General features: G+C 76.0%; 12 protein-coding genes and 2 riboswitches. Of the genes, 7 read left to right on the forward strand and 5 right to left on the reverse strand.

The window, feature by feature from the left end; translation table 11 throughout:
* Window positions 1–101 precede the first annotated feature (101 nt).
* Window positions 102–178: riboswitch (cobalamin riboswitch) on the forward strand.
* Window positions 179–310: 132 nt separating this feature from the next.
* Entirely contained in the window at window positions 311–1,723 is a 1,413-nt protein-coding gene (locus AMK13_RS19945; RefSeq protein WP_074003467.1) for a hypothetical protein, read from the forward strand.
* Window positions 1,724–1,806: 83 nt separating this feature from the next.
* Here AMK13_RS19945 and AMK13_RS19950 read toward each other — a convergent pair whose 3' ends face one another.
* Both AMK13_RS19950 and AMK13_RS19955 read right to left on the reverse strand, forming a co-directional pair.
* Entirely contained in the window at window positions 1,807–2,286 is a 480-nt protein-coding gene (locus tag AMK13_RS19950; RefSeq protein WP_074003468.1) for a hypothetical protein, read from the reverse strand.
* A gap of 29 nt (window positions 2,287–2,315) precedes the next feature.
* A complete protein-coding gene (locus AMK13_RS19955) occupies window positions 2,316–3,407 on the reverse strand; it encodes a prenyltransferase/squalene oxidase repeat-containing protein (protein ID WP_074003469.1) in 1,092 nt (363 codons plus the stop codon).
* Window positions 3,408–3,505: 98 nt separating this feature from the next.
* Window positions 3,506–3,626: riboswitch (cobalamin riboswitch) on the reverse strand.
* Between the two features lie 137 nt (window positions 3,627–3,763).
* Between AMK13_RS19955 and cobF the strand changes: the two genes are divergently transcribed.
* The 6 genes from cobF (at window position 3,764) to AMK13_RS19985 (ending at window position 9,694) form a co-directional block, all read left to right on the forward strand.
* Window positions 3,764–4,522 carry a precorrin-6A synthase (deacetylating) gene (cobF, locus tag AMK13_RS19960; RefSeq protein ID WP_074003470.1) on the forward strand — a complete coding sequence of 253 codons (759 nt, stop codon included), beginning with the start codon at window positions 3,764–3,766 and terminating at the stop codon, window positions 4,520–4,522.
* Between the two features lie 263 nt (window positions 4,523–4,785).
* Window positions 4,786–6,669, forward strand: a complete 1,884-nt coding sequence (locus tag AMK13_RS19965; RefSeq protein ID WP_074003471.1) for an amidohydrolase — start codon at window positions 4,786–4,788, stop codon at window positions 6,667–6,669.
* Window positions 6,670–6,740: 71 nt separating this feature from the next.
* The gene (locus tag AMK13_RS19970) at window positions 6,741–7,403 is read left to right on the forward strand and encodes a hydrolase (RefSeq protein WP_049653335.1); all 663 of its coding nucleotides are present in this window, start codon (window positions 6,741–6,743) and stop codon (window positions 7,401–7,403) included.
* A 57-nt stretch (window positions 7,404–7,460) separates the two neighbouring features.
* Window positions 7,461–7,985, forward strand: a complete 525-nt coding sequence (locus AMK13_RS19975) for a DoxX family protein (protein ID WP_074003802.1) — start codon at window positions 7,461–7,463, stop codon at window positions 7,983–7,985.
* The gene (locus AMK13_RS19980; RefSeq protein WP_074003472.1) at window positions 7,966–8,703 is read left to right on the forward strand and encodes a YoaK family protein; all 738 of its coding nucleotides are present in this window, start codon (window positions 7,966–7,968) and stop codon (window positions 8,701–8,703) included. Before AMK13_RS19975 ends, AMK13_RS19980 begins: the two co-directional genes overlap by 20 nt.
* 55 nt (window positions 8,704–8,758) lie before the next feature.
* Window positions 8,759–9,694 carry a VOC family protein gene (locus tag AMK13_RS19985; protein ID WP_241852961.1) on the forward strand — a complete coding sequence of 312 codons (936 nt, stop codon included), beginning with the start codon at window positions 8,759–8,761 and terminating at the stop codon, window positions 9,692–9,694.
* 16 nt (window positions 9,695–9,710) lie between these two features.
* Here AMK13_RS19985 and AMK13_RS19990 read toward each other — a convergent pair whose 3' ends face one another.
* The 3 genes from AMK13_RS19990 to AMK13_RS20000 all read right to left on the reverse strand — a co-directional run bounded on the left by AMK13_RS19990 (window position 9,711) and on the right by AMK13_RS20000 (window position 14,666).
* Window positions 9,711–10,766 carry a helix-turn-helix domain-containing protein gene (locus AMK13_RS19990; protein WP_074003473.1) on the reverse strand — a complete coding sequence of 352 codons (1,056 nt, stop codon included), beginning with the start codon at window positions 10,764–10,766 and terminating at the stop codon, window positions 9,711–9,713.
* 86 nt (window positions 10,767–10,852) lie between these two features.
* Window positions 10,853–11,821 (reverse strand): helix-turn-helix domain-containing protein, encoded by a 969-nt coding sequence (locus AMK13_RS19995; protein ID WP_074003474.1) that lies wholly within the window; start codon window positions 11,819–11,821, stop codon window positions 10,853–10,855.
* Window positions 11,822–11,882: 61 nt separating this feature from the next.
* Window positions 11,883–14,666 (reverse strand): BREX system ATP-binding domain-containing protein, encoded by a 2,784-nt coding sequence (locus AMK13_RS20000; RefSeq protein WP_241852962.1) that lies wholly within the window; start codon window positions 14,664–14,666, stop codon window positions 11,883–11,885.
* Window positions 14,667–14,808: the final 142 nt, after the last annotated feature.

Here is a 14,808-nt window from a genome sequence, read left to right on the forward strand (position 1 = left end):
TCAGACCACGCTGACCGACGGGCAGTCAACGGGGCGTCAGGTCGATCACATCACCTCGTCGGGCGACGGACCTGTGCGTAAGCGTCCGCGGTGGCCGAGCGGGGGAACCCGGTGCGAACCCGGGGCTGACGCGCAGCGGTGTGGGGCGGTGACCGTGCCGTCCCGAGCCCGAATGCCCGCCCGGCCACGCACCACGGCGAATGCCGGCCCACGCGATCCGGGCGGCGACCGCTCCGGCAGTCGCGCGCCCCGAGCGGACGCGGGAGTCCCGGGGCAGGGTCGGCGCCCGCCACCCCAAGGAGCCTGTCCCGTGCCCCTCCGCACCTCGTCCCGCGCCGCCTCGGCGACCACCGTCGCGCTGACGGCCGGCGCCCTGCTGCTCTCCGCCGTCCCCGCCCACGCGACGGCCACCCCGGCCCAGATAGCCACCTCCAAGAGCACCGGCGTCACGTACCTGAAGTCCCTCCAGGCCGCCGACGGCAGCTACGTCACCGGCGGCGGACTCTCCAACGAGTGGGCGTTCAGCGCGCTCGCCGCCGCCGGAACGGCCGCCGCCGACGTGACCCCCGGCGGGGACAGCAGCAGGAACGCCCGCCTCGTCTACCGCAACCAGCTCGCCGCCCCCGGCTGGCCCGGCACCTCGCCCGTGGCCACGGACTACGAGCGCGCCGTCCTCAACGCCTACGCGGCCGGCATCGACCCCGCCCGCGTCGGCCCCGGCCGCAACCTCCTCGCCGACCTCACCGCCTACTGGCAGACCGCCGAACCCGGCTACTACGGCCCGTCCGCCAACTTCAACGGCACCGTCTTCGGCCTGCTCGCCCTCGCCGGCGCCAGGACCCAGGCCGGCGCCCAGCGCGCCCCGCAGCCGCTGCTCGACGCCTCCGTCACGGCCGTGCGCGCCAACCAGCACAACGACGGCGGCTGGAACTACAGCAAGGCCGCGGGCGACCCGACGGCACTCGCCCAGGGCAGCGACATCGACATGACGGGTGCCGCCATGGCCTCCCTCTGCACCGCCGGCGTGCCCAACACCGATTCCGCGGTCGTCGCCGCCAAGAACTGCCTCAAGGGCAAGCTCGCCTCCTCCGGCGCCTTCAACGCCATGTTCGGGGTGAACACCGACTCCAACGGCTGGGTCGTGTCCGGCCTCAACGCCTGCGGCATCAACCCCCAGGGCACCGACTTCACCAGCGGCACCGGCAAGACCCCGGTCGACTTCCTGATCTCCCAGCAGTTCAAGCCCGGCGGCGGCTTCAAGTACCTGCCCACCGACACCAGCCCGTCCGCCTACGCCTCCGTCGACGGCCTGCGCGCCGTCGCCGGTGCCGGGTTCACCGCCACCCCGCCCGCCCCGACCACCGCGGGCGAGCCCGCCTGGGCCGCGACCACCGACTTCACCGCCGGCACCGCCGCCCGGCTCCCGCTGGTCGTCGACGACGGCACCGGCGCGCTCAGGGTCTGCGCCGTCACCCTCACCCCGACCGGCACCACCGCGACCCTCGGCGACGTCCTCGACGCGGCCGCCACCGCGACCCCGGGCGGCTGCGTCACCTCGGTCACCCCGTCCACCGGCGGCGGCACCGTCACCGCGCTCAACGGCACGGCCAACGCCGGCTCCTCCACCTGGAAGCTCAGCCTGGACGGCGCCACCGCCACCCCGGCCGCCCGGGCCGCGACCGTCCACCTCGGCGACACCGTCTCGCTGCGCTACGGCGGCTGACCGCACGACGCGACGCAGGACGGGGGCACCGGCGCCCCGGCCCCTTCCGGAGAAGGGGCCGGGGCGCCGGTACCCCCCGCCTGTCAGGGCGCGGTGGTGCCCGGCTGTGCGCCGGCGCCGAAGGACCAGCCCTCGACGTCGCCGGGGGCCGGGTCGTAGCTGCCCGCGCCCAGGGTGCTGTACGACCAGGGGCCGCCGTGCTGGGCGTGCCAGTACGACCAGTAGGCGCTGCCGGTCGGGTTGGTGCAGGTCGTCGGCAGGGCGTTGATGGTGCAGACGAAGCCCGGGTAGCGCGGGTGGAAGGCGTACGAGAATCCGGCGCCGGTGAGCGCGGCCAGGCCGCTGGCCGGGTCGCCGGGCGCGCAGCCGGTCTGGATGCCGCCGCCGACGGCGGTGAAGTCGACCACGACGGTGACGCCGGTGGTGCCGCCGCAGGCGGCCGCCCGCGCCTGCGGGGCCTGGACGGCGCAGACGCCGAGCAGTCCGGCGGTGAGGGCCGCCGCGGCGGCGATCGACCCGAGCGTACGGCGGGCCGGGCGGGCCGGGGTGGGGGTGTCGCTCATCGGTGAACTCCTCGCGGTGTCAACGTGGTTCAGCGCGTGGCCGGGACCGGCGGGCAGGCCTGGGTCGGGGCGTCGGGGGCGGCCCCGGAGGCGGAGAGCGTGGACAGCGGGGTGCCCGCGAGGCCGAGGACGGCCTGCGCGGTGGCCCGGGCGCCGGTGCCCGCGTTGAAGCCGGTCGCGTCGTAGGCGACGGCGCCGCGGACCGCCGGGTCGGCGGAGCAGCCCTGCTGGAGCTTCACCAGCCGGCCCCAGGCCTTGAGGCCGGGGCCGAGGCGTCCGCCGGAGAGCAGCGCCTGGGTGGCCAGGCCGGTGCTGTTGGCGTTGGAGGCGGTCGCCCCGGCGGCCGCGAACCCGCCGTCGGCGTTCTGGTGGGCGGTGAGCCAGCCCAGGCCCGTGTTCGCCTTGGCGGCACGCCCGGTGGCGGCGAGGGCCTGGACGGCGAGCGCGGTGGCGTCGGCGTCGCTGGTGCAGGCGGCCTGGCCGAAGGAGAGCGGGAAGCCGCCGTCCGCGCACTGGCTGTTCGCCAGGAAGTCCACGGCCGCCGCCGGGGCGCCACCGGGCGTGCGGTGCAGGGCGATCACGGCGAGGGACTGGCCGAAGGCGTTGCTGTAGTCGCCCCACTGGGAGCGGTCGGAGAACCGGCCCTCGGCGGTCTGCAGCGACCGCAGGCGGGCCGGCAGGTCGACGCCGCCGAAGGCCGTCGGGTCCCCGCCGCGGACCTCGACGGCGAGCAGCAGCTTGGCGGTCGCGCCCGCGTAGGCCTCGGTGGTGCCGTCGCCGAGGTAGCCGCCGATGATCTCGGGCTTCGCCAGCCAGGCGGTGGCCTTCGCGGCGGCCTCGTCGGAGCCGCGCGAGGCGGCGAAGGCCAGTACGGCGTCGATGGTGAGGCCCTGGTCGGGGTAGGCGGTCCCGTTGAAGACGGACTCGAAGTGGTCGCCGTCGACGAGCTGGCGGGCCAGCCAGCCGCCCGCGGCGGCGTCGGGGCGGACCGTCGGGGACGAGGTCGCGGCGGCGGGCGCGTTCTCGGGCGCGGCGTGGGCGGCGGTGGCCGCCGGGAGCGCGGTGGCGAGCGCCACGGCGGGTATCGCGAGCAGACCGAGGGCGCGGCGGAGCGTGGGCATGGTGGCCTTTCCGGGCCCGTGCGCAGGGGCCCGGAGGACGGCGGCGACAGCCGGGGCGGCCCTCGGGGCTCCGGCCCGCGGACCACGACGGGAGGAGGGACGACACGCCTCCGCCGACGGGTACTCGGGCTCGCCGCCGACCAGGAGCCGGCGGCCTACCGTTGCGGGCCAGCGCCGGATTCGAACCGGACTTCCCCCAGCGGCGGAGTCACAACATGACGGCCCATCATGGCGATACGGAAAAGATCCGGTCAAGGGTTCGAACGTGACATCACGGTGGCCGCCGCCCGACATCGCGACGCGCCCCTCCCGGCCGCCGACGCGACCAGGGCGTCCCGGACGGCAGAATGCCTCCCATGCGGCACATCTTCGTCATCGGCATCGGCGCGGGCGACCCCGACCACCTCACCCTGCAGGCGGTCAAGGCGCTCGCCCGCACGGACGTCTTCTTCATCCTCGACAAGAACGAGGACCGGCAGGACCTGATCCGGCTGCGCCGCCGGATGCTGGCCGAGCACGGCCGGCCCGGCCACCGGGTGGTCGAGGTACCGGACGCGGAGCGGGACCGGACCACCCCCGCGTACGCGGCCGCCGTGGACGACTGGCGCGTCCGCCGGGCCGACCTGGTCGAGCAGTTGCTCTCCGAGCACCTCGGCGAGGGCGAGACGGGCGCGTTCCTGGTCTGGGGGGATACGAGCCTCTACGACAGCGTCATCGCCGTGATGGACGACGTCCTGACCCGCGGCGCCGTCGGCTGCGACTACGAGGTGGTCCCGGGCATCAGCAGCGTCTCCGCGCTCGCCGCCCGCCACCGCACCACGCTGACCCGGGTCGGCCGCCCGGTGCAGATCACCACCGGCCGCCGGCTGGCCGAGGGCTTCCCCGAGGGCGTGGACGACGTCGTGGTGATGCTCGACGGCCGCGCCGCCTTCACCGGGATCGACCCGGACGGGCTGGAGATCCGCTACGGCGCGTACCTCGGCACCCCCGACGAGATCCTCGTCGCCGGGCCGCTGGCCGAAGCCGCCCCGCGGATCAGCGAGTTGCGCGAGTCGGCCCGCGAGCGCAAGGGCTGGATCATGGACACCTACCTGCTGCGGCGCTCCGGGAGCTGACCGGCGGGCGCCGCCCCGGTTCGACCCCCGGCCGACACTCGGACACCGGCCTCGCGCCCGGCCGTCACTCCACCCGGCCGGTGCGCTCCCGGACCGGTGCCGGTGCGCTGTCGGCCAATTCCGGCACCGGGCTGCTGCCTAACGTTCCGTCATGAGATCGAGCAGGACGGCCTTTTGGGCTCGTCCTGCTCGACCGCGCCGCGCCGCCGCCCGCTCCGGGCGGCGGCCCGAACCCATGACTGGAGGCCGTCGAGGTGCCTGCAATGCCGGTCGGCGGGCTGGTCCCCCGCACGGAGAACGTCACCGAACACGCCGCCGACGTCGTCGTCCGCAACGCCCGGATCCACACCGGGGACGCCCGCCGCCCGCAGGCCGGCGCCCTCGCCATCCGGGACGGCCTGATCACGGCCGTCGGGGACGACGCGGACGTCGCCCCGGCCGTCGGCCCGTCCACGGTGGTGGTCGACGCGCTCGGCCGCCGCGTCGTGCCCGGCCTCAACGACGCGCACCTGCACGTGATCCGCGGTGGCCTCAACTACGTCCTGGAGCTGCGCTGGGACGGCGTGCGGTCGCTGCGCCAGGGTCTGGCGATGCTGCGGGAGCAGGCCGCCCGGACGCCCCGGGGGCAGTGGGTGCGGGTGGTCGGCGGCTGGTCGGCGGAGCAGTTCGCCGAGCGGCGGCTGCCGACCCCCGCCGAGCTGAACGAGGCGGCGCCGGACACCCCGGTGTTCGTCCTCCACCTCTACCAGTCGGCGGTCCTCAACCGCGCCGCGCTGCGCGCCGTCGGCTACACCCGCGACACCCCGGACCCGAAGGGCGGCCAGATCGTCCGGGGCCGCGGCGGCGAGCCCAACGGCATGCTGCTGGCCGCCCCGAGCGCCCTGGTCCTCTACTCCACGCTCGCCAAGGCCCCGACGCTGGAGGGCGAGGAGCGCAGGACGTCCACCCGGCACTTCCTGCGCGAGCTGAACCGCTTCGGGCTGACCTCCGCGATCGACGCCGCCGGCGGGTTCCAGAGCTTCCCGGAGAACTACGCCACGGTGACCGAACTCGCCCGCGAGGGGCTGCTCTCGCTCCGCATCGCCTACCACCTGTTCCCGCAGACCCCCGGCCAGGAGCTGGACGACCTCACCCGCTGGGTCGAGACGGTCCGGCCCGGGGACGGCGACGAGTGGCTGCGGCTGAACGGCGCCGGCGAGAACCTCACCTGGGCCGCCGCCGACTTCGAGAACTTCGCCGAGCCGCGCCCCGAACTGAACGCCTACGAAGGGGAGTTCGCCAAGGCCGTGCGCCTGCTCACCGAGCACGGCTGGGGCTTCCGGCTGCACGCGACGTACGACGAGACGATCCGGCGCGACCTCGCGGTGTTCGAGGGGCTCGCCGCCGAGGGGCTCTTCCCCGCCGGGAACCGGTGGCTCTTCGACCACGCCGAGACCGCCTCCCCGGACAGCCTGGACCGGATCGCGGCGCTCGGCGGCTCGCTCTCCATCCAGAACCGGCTGTCCTTCCAGGGCGAGGTGTTCACCCGCCGGTACGGCGCCGCTGCCGCCGCCGAGGCGCCGCCGGTCCGCGCCATGCTGGCGCGCGGACTGACCGTGGCCGCCGGCACGGACGCCACCCGGGTGTCCTCCTACAACCCCTGGGTCGCCCTGCACTGGCTGGTCTCCGGCCGCACGGTCGGCGGCCTGGCGATCCGGCCCCCGGAGAACCGGGTCGACCGGGCGACCGCGCTCGCGATGTACACCACGGCCGGCGCCGCCCTCACCGGCGAGCAGGACGTCAAGGGCGTGCTGCGGACGGGCAGTTACGGGGACCTGGCGGTGCTGTCCGAGGACTACTTCACGGTGCCGGAGCCGGAGATCCCGTCCATCGAGTCCGTGCTGACCGTCGTCGGCGGCCGGATCGTCCACGCCGCGGCCGAGTACGAGGGCATGGACGAGGAGCTGCCGCCGGTCAGCCCCGGCTGGAGCCCGGTCGCCCGCTTCGGCGGCTACCAGGCCGCCCGCCCCGCCCCCGGCGCGGGCGCCCGCCAGGCGGAGCTGCTCGGCGAGGCCGTCGCCGAGTCCGGGCTGCACCACCGCTGGCGGGTCGCGCGCGGCCTGGCCGCCGAGCAGGGCGCGCCGTTCGACCCCTGCTTCCTCCTCTGATCCACCTGCCCCGCCTTCACGCGGACCACCGCGCGAAGGACCTGTCCCACCGCACCGAAGGGAACCCCGTCATGGTCGACCTCACCCAGGTCAGCGCCACCCCCAGCCCCGACCTGCTCACCCCCGACAACGCCGTGGTGCTGTTCGTGGACCACCAGCCGCAGATGTTCTTCGGCACCGGCAGCGGCGACCGCACCGCGATCGTCAACGCCACCGTCGGCCTCGCCAAGGCCGCCCGGGCCTTCGACGTGCCGACCGTCCTGACCACCGTCGCCGCCGAGTCCTTCTCCGGCCCGCTGCTGCCGCAGCTGGCGGCGGTCTTCCCCAAGGCCGAGGTCCTCGACCGCACCTCGATGAACGCCTGGGAGGACGAGGCGGTCGTCGAGGCGGTCAAGGCCACCGGCCGCGGCAAGGTCGTGATAGCCGGGCTGTGGACCGAGGTCTGCCTGGTCCTGCCGGTGCTGTCCATGATCGACCAGGGCTACGAGGTCTACGTCGTCACCGACGCCTCCGGCGGCGTCTCCCCGCAGGCCCACGAGCACGCCGTCCAGCGGATGACCCAGGCCGGTGCGGTGCCCGTCACCTGGGTGCAGGTCCTGCTCGAACTCCAGCGTGACTGGGCCCGGACGGAGACGTACGGCGTGGTCACGGACATCGTCAAGGAGCACGGCGGCGCGTACGGCCTCGGGATCGTCTACGCCCAGGCCTTCCTCGGCGAGCACGCCGCGGGCTGAGCCGGCACCGCACGAGAAGCACAGGAACCAGGGACCAGGGACCAGGAACAGGACACGATGGATACCGGACTGCTGATCCTCCGCGTGGTGGTGGGCCTGCTCATCGCCGGGCACGGAGTACAGAAGGTGAGCCACCGCCTCGGGGGCCACGGCCTCGCCGGCGGGACGGCGGAGTTCCACCACGACGGCTTCCGCGGCGGGACGCCCACCGCGCTCGCCGCGGGCGCCGGGCAGATCGGTTCGGGCCTGTTCCTGGCCCTGGGCGCGCTCACCCCGCCCGCGGCCATGGTCGCCATGGGGGTGATGACGGTCGCGATCACCGTCAAACTGCCGCACGGGCTCTGGGTGCAGGACGACGGCTACGAGTACCCGCTGGTCCTGGTCGTCGTCACCGGGGCGCTCGCCCTCACCGGCCCGGGCCGGTGGTCCGTCGACCACGCCGTCGGCCTGACCGCCTGGCCGCTCTGGATCTCCGTCGCGGCCGTCGTGCTCGGCCCCACCAGCGGACTGCTCACCCGGGCCGTCCTGCACCGCCCGGCCACGCCCGAAGGAGCCACCGCCCTTGCGCGCCCTGCTGACTGACGCCCTGCGGACGCTCGCCCCGCCGCGCACCGACCGGCACGGACCGCTGCCGCCGCTGATGCTGCTGCTGACGGTGGCCACCGGCGTGGTCGACGCGGTGAGCTACCTCGGCCTCGGGCACGTCTTCGTGGCGAACATGACCGGCAACGTGGTCTTCCTCGGGTTCGCCCTCGCGGGCGCCTCCGGTCTGTCGGCCACCGCCTCGCTGGTCTCGCTCGCGGCCTTCCTGACCGGCGCGCTCGCCGGCGGACGGCTCACCGGCCGGTCCGCCGACCACCGCGGGCGCCTGCTGGCTCTGACGGCCGTCGTCCAGACCGCCCTGACCGCCGGCGCCGCCGTCACCGCCGCGCTCGCGGACGGCGCCGGCGCCCGCTACGCCCTGATCGTCCTGCTGGGCCTGGGCATGGGCCTGCAGAACGCGGTGGCCCGGCGGCTCGCCGTACCCGACCTGACCACCACCGTCCTCACCCTCACCCTGACCGGCCTCGCCTCCGACTCGGCCCCGGCCGGGGGCACCGCGCCGCGGCCGGGGCGCCGGATCCTCTCCGCCCTGGCGATGCTGCTCGGCGGCCTCGCGGGCGCGGTACTGGTCCTGCACGGGCGGACCGCCACGGCCCTGGCCCTGGCCGCCCTGCTGCTCCTGGGCACGGCGCTGGCCGCCCACCGGCTCTCGGCGGCCCACGGGCCCGACGCGCCCTGGGCCGCGCCGACGGCCTGACCACCGCACCGACACTCCGAGCACCCGCACCGACCACGACCGGGAGGTCACCCCCGTGCAACGCCCCCTGACCCGACGCCTCACCCGACGCCTGGTCCCGCTGGTGGCGGCGGTCGCCGCGCTGGCGGCCGTCCCCACCGCCGCGCCCGCCCAAGGCACCCCAGCCGCACCGACCGCCGGGCACCGGCAGTTCGCCGTCGGCCCCCAGTACGACTCCACCCACGTCTACGTCGAACCTGGCACCGAGCAGGCCTTCGCGGCCAGTTGGGTGGCCACCTTCGGCGGCAGCACGATCGGGCCGAACGCCACCCAGGTGACCCCCACACCCAGCCGGACGCTCTCCGAACTGGTCGTCTCCCCGGTGGGCACCCTCTCGGTGTTCGACTACACCACGCCCGTCCCGTACCCCTTCGGCACCGAGCGCACCGGCTGGCTGGTCACCGACCTCGACCAGGCGGTCCGCGCCGCCCGCGCCGACGGGGCCGCCGTCACCGTGGCGCCGTTCGCCGACCCGATCGGCCGGGACGCCGTCGTCCAGTTCCCCGGCGGTGTCAACGCCCAGCTGTACGTCCACACCACCCCGCCGTCCTACCCCGGGCTCGCCAGCGTGCCGGAGAACCGGCTCTACCTGTCACCGGACGCGGTGGGCGCCTTCCTGCGCAGCTTCCTCGCCTTCACCGACGGCCGGATCGTCTCCGACGACCGCCGGGCCGACGGCGCCGCGATCGGACTGCCCGGCACCGCCTACCGGCTGCTGCGCCTCACCTCCGGCTTCGGCACCACGACGGTCGCCGTGACGGACGGCCACCTGCCGTACCCCTTCGGCCGGGAGCTCACCGGCTACGGCGTGGCGGACCTCGGCGCCACCCTGGAGCGGGCGAAGGCCGCCGGCACGTCGGTGCTGTCCGGCCCGGTCCGGGCGGACGGCCGGGACAGCGCGATGGTGCGGTTCCCCGGCGGCTACATCGCGGAGCTGCACGGCGACCGGTGACCCGGCCCGGGGGCGGTCACACCGCGATGCCGTACCCCTCCGGGCGGGCCGCGCCTCCCTGGGCGAGGCCCGCCCGGGCGCACGCCTGCCACTCGCGCGGCGAGACCCCGTAGGCGGCCCGGAAGGCCCGGCTGAAGTGACTGGCGCTCACGAAGCCCCACCGCCCGGCGACCGCCGCCACGGTCGCCGGGCCACCCGTCGGACCGGTCGCCGGACGGGCCGCCGGACGGGTCGCCGTACGGGCGAGGTCCCGGCGGCACGCGTCCAGCCGCTGGCGCCGGATCCAGCGGGTCACCGTCACCCCCTCGAAGCCGAACAGCTTGTGCAGGTACCGCACGGACACGTGGTGGGCCTCGGCGATCCGCTCCGGCGAGAGCTCCGGGTCCCCCAGGTGCCGCAGGATGTGGTCCTTCACCCGGGCCAGGGTGGCCAGGGCCGCCTCGGGCGCCTCCGGTACGGACCGGCCGCGGCGTTCGTGCGCGAGCACCGCGAGCAGGTCGAGCGCCGTGGTGGCGAGCCAGGCGGCCGCCGGCGGCTCCATGCTCCCGGCCGAGCGGGAGAGGCAGTCCAGGTAGGCGCCCACCAGGCGGGCTGTGTCGTCCTCGCGGGTGTCGAAGGCCGTCGCCGTGAGCACCCGCAGGTCCTCCTCGGTGACCCCGACGGCCGAGCGCGGCCAGTGGAAGGCCGTGAAGAGGAACGGCTCCGGCAGCTCCTTGCTGAACGGCCGCCCGGCGTCGGAGATCGCGAAGGTGCCCGGGCGCAGCTCCACCTGGCGGCCGTCCTGGAGCAGCCGGGCGGTGCCGCGGTGCTGGAGCGCCAGGGTGAGGTGGTCCTCACCACCGCGGGCGATCAGCCGGGCGCTGCGTTCGACCCGCTGCGGGCCGGCCTGGACCAGGGAGACCTGGGCAGCGCCCAACCGGTGGCTGGTGATCGTCGCGGGCGCGGGCGCGTCCTCGCGCAGGACGACGTCGAGCGGGATGAAGGTACGGGAGACCGCCTCGTGCCAGTACTCGGCGCGGTCGGCGGCCGGCACCCCGGCGGTGTCGAGGACGGCGGACGGGACGACGGACATCTGTGCTCCTGTTCGGTCTGCGGGCCCGACCGCGCCGGATTGTGCCTCGGCGGCGGTGGCCCAAGTCGTGCTGGTTCTACGGCTCGTCAGCAGGCCCCGTCGGTCCGGAGCGGGCGCCAGTCGCGCGGCGAGACCCCGTACGCGGCGCGGAAGGCCCGGCTGAAGTGCGCCGGGTTGACGAAGCCCCAGCGCTGGGCGACCACCGACACGGTCGGGGCGGTCCGGCCGCGGCGGCCCAGTTCGCGGGCGCAGGCCTCCAGGCGGCGCTGCCGGACGAGCCGGCTCACCGTCACTCCCTCGTGCTCGAACAGCCGGTGCAGGTACCGCACCGAGATCCGGTGGGCGTGCGCGATCCGCTCGGGCGTCAGCTCCGGGTCGCCCAGCCGCTGGTCGATGTACTCCCGCACCCGCCGGACCAGGTGCTCGTTCGGCCCGCCGAGGCCACCTGGACCCGAGCCGTCCGCCGCCAGCTGGACGACCAGCGCGCTCACCAGGTCGGCGACCCGCCCGGCCAGCTGGTCCCCGACCGGGCCGGGGTAGGAGTGCGCGGAGGCGGCCAGGGTGCCGAGGAAGGGCCCCAGCACCGGCCCGCAGCCGTCCGCCGGACCGACGGCCGTACCCGCCGCGTGCCGCAGGTCGCGCTCCGACACGCCCAGCAGCCTGCACGGCAGCTGGAACAGGTGGGTACGGAAGCGCCCCGGGTACTCGACGGCGAACGGCCGCCCGGCGTCGTACAGGACGAGCCCGCCCGGCGGCACCTCCGCGCGGCGCCCGTCCTGCTCCAGCACGGCCCGGCCGGACTCCTGCACCCCGACCCCGACCCGCGGCTCGGTGCGCGGGGCCGGGGCGATCAGGTCGGCGCTACGGGAGAACCGGGCGGTGTCCCCGTCCAGGGTGAAGATCCGCACGTAGCCGAGCCGGTGCGACACCGGGAGCCCGTCGAACGGCCGCCCGGTGAGCGGGTGCGCCCCCACCGGCACCGGCGCCGCCGCACCGCCCCGGAACGCGGCCCTCCCCTCGTCCACGACCGCCCCGGCCGTCCCCCGCACACCCATCTGACCGTCCTCCCGTCGAAGCCCTGCGCGACTCAGCCTGGACTTCGACGGCAACGGCCCGTTAGGTCATCTGACTGCCTGGTTCGACAGCGGTCGGAGGAAGCGCCGTCCCGGCCGGTCGACCGCCGTCGAGGGCATGGGCGAGCGCGGCCCGAGAAGTGATGCCGAGCTTCGGGAAGATCCGGTACAGGTGGGCCCCGACGGTGCGGGGCGACAGCTGGAGCTCCCGGCCGATCTCCTTGTTCGTCAGGCCGGTCGCGGCCAGCCGGGCGATGCGCAGCTCGTGGCCGGTCAGGCCGGACGGTCCGGCGGCAGGCCCGGCCGGCGGCAGGGCCGCGGAGTCCCCGGCGGCCCGCAGTTCCTCCTCGCACCACCGGGCCCAGGGCTCCGCCCGGAGGCGGCGGAACACGTGGTGGGCCGCGCGCAGCGGCTCCCGGGCCCCGGGGCGGTGGCGCCGGCGCAGCCACCCGCCGTGGGCGAGCCGCAGCCGGGCGAGGTCGAACGCCCACCGCTCGGCGCCCGGCACGGCGTACGCGGCGCGGTAGGCGGCGTCGGCCTCGTCGTCGGCGGCGGCCAGGGCGGTGGCGGCCGCGAAGAGGAAGGCGTGGCGGCCGGAGATCTCCGCCGAGCGGGCCGCGCGTCCGGCCGCGAGGTGCTGCCGGGCCTCCTCGTGCCGGCCGGTGTGCACGGCGGCCGTCACCAGGTCGAGGACCAGCGTGTGGTGCCAGGGCCGGCCGCCGGGCAGGTGTCCGGGCGGGGTGAGCTCGCAGAAGTGGGCGTACGCCTCCTCGTAGCGCCGGTGGGCGAGCGCGGCCAGGCCGCGCAGGTGGCTCAGGCGGTCCAGGACGTACCGCATCCGGGCGCGGGTGGCGGTCGGCCGGACGGCCTGTTCGATCTCCCGCAGGCCGTCCTCGTCGCCCCGGCCGGCCAGGAAGTGGGCGTGGTACAGGCGGAACACCAGGGCGTTGGTGCGGTAGCCGAGCTCCTCCGCGATCCCGGCCTCGCGCAGGCAGACGGCCGCCCGGTCCCACTGTCCGAGCAGGAAGTCCTGGTGGCACCTGGCCTTGGCGACCGAGCCCTGGGTGGCGTAGCCGTGCAGCCCGGTGAAGCGGCGCCACAGGTCGCCCTCGGGGCAGTCGAGCGCCGAGGCGGTCCAGAGCAGGAGCCAGGCGGCACCGGCCTCCTGCTCCTCGCTGAGGTCCGCGGCCGCCGCCCGGAGCGCGGCGGCCGTGTCCGGGCCCGGGTCGGTCCAGGCGCGCAGGCAGAGCCTGCCCGCCTCGGAGACGTTCTCCCGGTGCCGCTCCAGGGCCTGCCAGGCCCAGGGGTCGTCCGTGTAGCTGGCGGCCAGGAGGAGTTTGAAGTAGGCCTGTTCGACCAGCCCGCCGAAGGATTCGGCGCCCGGCGCGGTCAGCGCGTCGAGGGCCGCGGGCAGCAGGGCGGAGGAGGACTCGAAGTCGACGTGGTGGCTCTGGTCGACGTAGACCACCGCGTACGCGAACAGCGGGGCGGCGTCCTCGGGCACGGTGCTGGCCTTCAGGTCCTCCACCAGGGCCGCGGTGTGCCGCAGTTGCCCGCCGTGGGCGGACATCACCGCGGCCCAGGTGAGCCGGCGAGCGCGCTCGCAGGAGCTGGGGCTGAGGGTGGCGGCGCGTTCGAGCAGCAGCGCGCCCTCCGCGTCGCCGCCGCGCCGGGCGAGGCCGCGGCCGGCCTCCTGGAGGCGGTGCGCGAGGTCCTCGTCGGGCAGCAGCGCGGCGGCGGCCTCGTGGACCAGCCGCCGGGGGTCGCCCGGCGCGAGCGCGTCGGACAGCGCGCGGTGCGCCTCGCGGCGCGCGGTGTCGGAGGCCGCGGAGACGACGGCGGTGCGCACCAACGGGTGCCGGAACACCAGTTGCCCGGCCGGGTCGAGCCGGGCCAGTCCGTCGGCCTCGATCCGCTCCAGGATCTCCCGCGCGTTCTCGTCCGCGACCGCGCTCAGCCACTCGCCGCTGCCGAAGTCCGGGCTGGCGGCCAGGGCGCCGAGCAGCAGCAGACGGCCGGCCTCCGGCGGCACCGCGCCCAGCCGTTCGGTGAACATCCGCTCCAGCTTCCGCCCCAGCGGCAGCCGCTCCGGCAGTGGCGCGGCCCCGCGCTGCTGGGCGGCCGCGAGCTGGCGCGGCAGCTCCACCAGCGCCAGCGCGTTCCCGGCCGCCTCCGCCAGCACCCGGTCCCTGGCGGGCGCGGCGAGTTCGGGGTAGCGGGAGCCCAGCAGCAGGGCCGCGTCCGTCCGGGGCAGCGCCCGCACGTCGACGGCCTCGGCGGACCAGAGCCGGGCGGCCGGCCCGTCCGGGCGGGTGGCGCCGACGATCACCACCCGCTGCTCGGCGCAGCGCCGGTGGAGGAAGGCGTAGACGGTCGCGCTCGACGAGTCGATCCAGTGCAGGTCGTCGAGGAGGAGCAGCGTCGGGGCGGCCCGCGCCGCCTCCTCCAGCAGGGCCAGCGCGGCGGCACCGACGGCGAGGCCGCTCGGGGCGCCGGGACGGACGCCGAACGCGCTCTCCAGGGCCTCCCGCTGGTGGGCGGACAGCGCGGTGGAGCGCTGGAGCGGCGCCCAGAAGGCCTGGTGGAGGGCGCCGAACGCGAGGTCCGTCTCCGCCTCGGAGCCGACCGCGCGCAGGACGGTGAACCCGCGCTCGCGCGCCGCGCGTTCCACCCAGGCCAGCAGTGTGCTCTTGCCGACCCCCGCCTCACCGCGCAGCAGCACCGTGGACCCGCTCGCACCGTCCACGGCCTGGACCAGCGCCGCCGTCAGCAGCTCCGTCTCCCGCTGCCGGCCGACCAGGTCCGGAACCCGCCCGCCGTCCACCACTCTCGTCCCCCTCGGGTTCTCACCGCCCACTCCCCGGGCACCCAAGGCTACAATCCGTCAACCCGCCCTGGCACTACGGCGGGTACTGCTCCGGGCGCGCAGCGTGCCCGGCCCCGGCTCTCGCCGCCGGCCCGCTGGTTCC

The organism is Streptomyces sp. CB02056 (assembly GCF_001905545.1).
In the GTDB taxonomy this organism is placed as follows: domain Bacteria; phylum Actinomycetota; class Actinomycetes; order Streptomycetales; family Streptomycetaceae; genus Kitasatospora.